General features: G+C 65.4%; 5 protein-coding genes. 2 read left to right on the top strand and 3 right to left on the bottom strand.

What is annotated here, in order from left to right:
- Together ACPGXI_RS17890 and ACPGXI_RS17885 are read right to left on the bottom strand one after the other, a co-directional pair.
- Window positions 1–296: SRPBCC family protein (locus ACPGXI_RS17890; RefSeq protein WP_526655356.1), on the bottom strand; the 296-nt coding region annotated here is incomplete at its 3' end.
- A 43-nt stretch (window positions 297–339) separates the two neighbouring features.
- Complete coding sequence (locus tag ACPGXI_RS17885; protein ID WP_526655354.1) at window positions 340–591, bottom strand: DUF2530 domain-containing protein; 252 nt, start codon at window positions 589–591, stop codon at window positions 340–342.
- Window positions 592–682: 91 nt separating this feature from the next.
- On the opposite strand from ACPGXI_RS17885, the gene ACPGXI_RS17880 reads away from it, so the two are divergent.
- Both ACPGXI_RS17880 and ACPGXI_RS17875 read left to right on the top strand, forming a co-directional pair.
- Window positions 683–1,522, top strand: coding sequence for a TrmH family RNA methyltransferase (locus ACPGXI_RS17880; protein ID WP_526655352.1), 840 nt, complete (start codon window positions 683–685; stop codon window positions 1,520–1,522).
- 28 nt (window positions 1,523–1,550) lie between these two features.
- On the top strand, window positions 1,551–1,832 hold the full coding sequence (locus ACPGXI_RS17875) for a DUF2537 domain-containing protein (RefSeq protein ID WP_526655350.1): 282 nt from the start codon (window positions 1,551–1,553) through the stop codon (window positions 1,830–1,832).
- Here ACPGXI_RS17875 and sepH read toward each other — a convergent pair.
- Window positions 1,800–2,579, bottom strand: coding sequence for a septation protein SepH (gene sepH / locus ACPGXI_RS17870; protein WP_526655348.1), 780 nt, complete (start codon window positions 2,577–2,579; stop codon window positions 1,800–1,802). The two genes, ACPGXI_RS17875 and sepH, sit on opposite strands and share 33 nt — an antisense overlap.
- Between the last annotated feature and the right edge of the window lie 346 nt (window positions 2,580–2,925).

Below are 2,925 nucleotides of genomic sequence, written 5' to 3'. Positions count from 1 at the left end.
GTGCCCGCTTCCGTCGGTTGGAGTTCATAGCTCCAGACGGTGCCGTTTTCGCTGACCCGGAAGGCCAGTTTCTTTTCCGGGATCAGCTCGGTGATCTGGCTGGTGGTGGGCCAGAACAGGAAGCCGCGCCGATTGAGGTTGATGGTGCGGGCGCCTTGGCGCAGCCCCCCGATGGGTTTCATCAGGCGGCACTGCGGGCTCCACTGCGGCATGAGGCTCAGGTCGGAGACCAGGTTCCAGACCTTGGATACCGGGGCGTTGATGTCGATCTGCGCTTGCAGCACCGGCGCTGACATGGCTTCTCCTTCTGGGTTTCTTGTTGCGTCCGTTTGCGTCCCTTTAGCTCAGGCCGCTCTGCGCGCCACGCGATCCACGTCTGACGGCGTGACGTTGCCACAGAAATATTGATGTGCCAAGGACTCCGACACCCAACCCGGCCACCGTGATCGGCCGCCAGTCATGCAGCGAGGTCACCGTGAATGCGAGCAACGTGGCGATCAACCAGCCACCGGTAATGACCGCGATGACGGGCCAGGGCGCCAGCAGCGCAGCGGGCAGCGTAGGTGGCTGCGGTGGTTGGGGCTCACTCACCCCCTGAACCTAGCCGATCGAGCGCGCTGCCGGGATAGTCGCTGGGTAGTCTCGGCGTTGTGAGAAACGTCGGAAGCGACGAAAACGCGTGATGGCCAACGACGTTAACGTCATCGATGTCACCGAATCCGCCGACCCCCGGCTCGATGACTTTCGCGACCTCAACAGTATCGACCGGCGGCCTGATCTGCCCGCCGGCAAGGGCCTGGTGATCGCCGAGGGTGTGCTGGTGGTGCAGCGGATGTTGGCCTCCCGGTTCACGCCGCGCGCGCTCCTCGGAACCGACCGTCGGTTGACCGAACTCGGTCCCGACCTTGACGGTCTCGAAGCTCCCTTCTACCGAGCGACTGCCGAGGTGATGGCAGACGTCGTGGGCTTTCATCTCAATCGGGGTGTTCTCGCGTCAGCGTCACGGGCCCCGGACCTGACCGTCCCGCAGATTCTTGAGGGTGCTACTACCGTCGCGGTCCTCGAGGGCGTGAACGACCATGAAAACCTCGGTTCGGTGTTTCGCAACTCTGCGGGTCTGGGTGTCGATGCGGTTCTCTTCGGCAGCGGATGCGCCGACCCGCTGTACCGGCGGGCCGTGCGGGTTTCGATGGGACACGCGTTATTGGTGCCATTCGCCAGGGCGAAGGCATGGCCGGATGATCTGAAACTATTGCAGGAGGCAAAGTTTCGTGTGCTGGCGATGACACCCGACCCGAAGGCGCCGGCACTGGCTCACGCGATGGCAGGGTTCGCTGGGCAGCGAGTGGCCATTCTGGTCGGCGCCGAAGGGCCCGGCCTACTGGAACGGACCATGCGCCTGAGCAACGCGCGCGTGCGCATCCCGATGTCTGGGGGCACTGACTCGCTCAATGTCGCCACTGCCGCGGCGCTGGCCTTCTACGAGCGGGGCAGGCGATTGGATAGATTGGGGGAGCCATGACTGCTGACGAGCGCTTGCGCGAGGAGCCATGACTGACGACTCGACGCCGTGGGCGACCGGGTTGACGGTGGCGGGGTTCGTCGCCGCCGTGATCGCCGCCGCAATCGTCGTACTGAGCATCGGATTGGCGCGGGTCCACCCACTGCTTGCCGTCGGTCTGAATCTGATAGCCGTAGGCGGGCTTGCTCCCACTGTGTGGGGCTGGCGCAAGGTGCCGGTGTGGCGTTGGTTCGTGTTCGGGTCAGCCGTCGGTGTGGGCGGCGCTTGGATTGCGCTGCTAGCGTTGGCCGCCGCTGGAACGAACTCCTAGGAGAACGTCTTCCCATGCCGGTACGGCGGGCCGGCCTTTCTTCGGGCGCGGCGGCTTTGTGGTCGGTGGAGGTTCGGGTGCCTCAGTGGGCGCAGTCAAAGGGCTTTCGGTTTCGTCGAGCGCAAGCTGTGCCACCCGGGCCAGCGGCCGCAGCGGGCGAGCGAAACCGGGGTCGATCAGCTCGTGTGCCGCGTCGTCGAAGGCTGTGACGGTTCCGCCGTGCGCCCCGGGCGCAAACCGGAAGTGCGCCTGCAGGTCTGACCGGCCCGCAGTCCAAGCCATCTGAACGGTCCAACGCCCGTCCTCATTGCGCCAGGCGTCCCAGTCCGTTGCCTGGGGGTCGAGGCCACGGGTGACCAGTGCGGTGGTCACGGTCTCCAACAGGGTCAGTACCGACGGCCCGTCGGAGAGCACGGGATGTGCTGCGGTGGCCAATTCGGCGGCACGGGCTCGCTCGAGAAGCACCGGATGGGCGAACCGCTCGATTCGAGAGATGGAGGCTCCGGACGCCGACGCGACCTGCTCGACGGATGCGCCCGAGCGGATTTTCGCCTGTATCTCTCTGGGGTGCAGCATATTCTTGGCCTCGACATCGATCGTGGTTTGGTTGGACGCGACCTCATCGCCACGCACGGCAGCCTGCAATCGCTCGTCAGAGCGCAGGCTGAACTTCTCTGCGGGGTCATCGGTTTCACAAATGATCTGTCGGCTTTCGACGTCAAGTCCGACGACTTTGAGTTCTCGCATTGCGGCCTCCTCCGGGCTGATGCCGAGCCCGATACGCAGGTCACCCTACTGCGTTATCGGTCCGTAACCTCGGTGACACGCGGCAGTCGGTTGCGGCGAAAGCCATCGTTTTTCTCAGCCAGTGGCCCGGACCGCGCTCACCCCGGCATCTGCGTGACGCTGTGGCGATTCCACGGCTCTATTTCCGCCACAGCGTTACGCGGCTGGAGCGGCCGAGCGGCCGAGCGGCCGAGCGGCGGGAGGGGCTGGCGGCCGAGCGGCTCGGGCTCTTGGCTGGGGACTGGGGGCTCGGTCACCCAGCGGCTAGAGTCGCTCGGTCACCCAGTCGATGCATTGAGTCAGGGCG

It is taken from the genome of Mycobacterium sp. (assembly GCF_049608025.1).
In the GTDB taxonomy this organism is placed as follows: domain Bacteria; phylum Actinomycetota; class Actinomycetes; order Mycobacteriales; family Mycobacteriaceae; genus Mycobacterium.
The sequence above is the reverse complement of the archived record's forward strand: the minus strand, read 5'-3'. Positions and strand labels throughout refer to the sequence as shown.

Coding starts and splice junctions, on each gene's coding strand:
- sepH (WP_526655348.1), bottom strand. CDS start 2,579: ATGCGAGAACTCAAAGTCGTCGGACTTGACGTCGAAAGCCGACAGATC.
- ACPGXI_RS17880 (WP_526655352.1), top strand. CDS start 683: ATGGCCAACGACGTTAACGTCATCGATGTCACCGAATCCGCCGACCCC.
- ACPGXI_RS17875 (WP_526655350.1), top strand. CDS start 1,551: ATGACTGACGACTCGACGCCGTGGGCGACCGGGTTGACGGTGGCGGGG.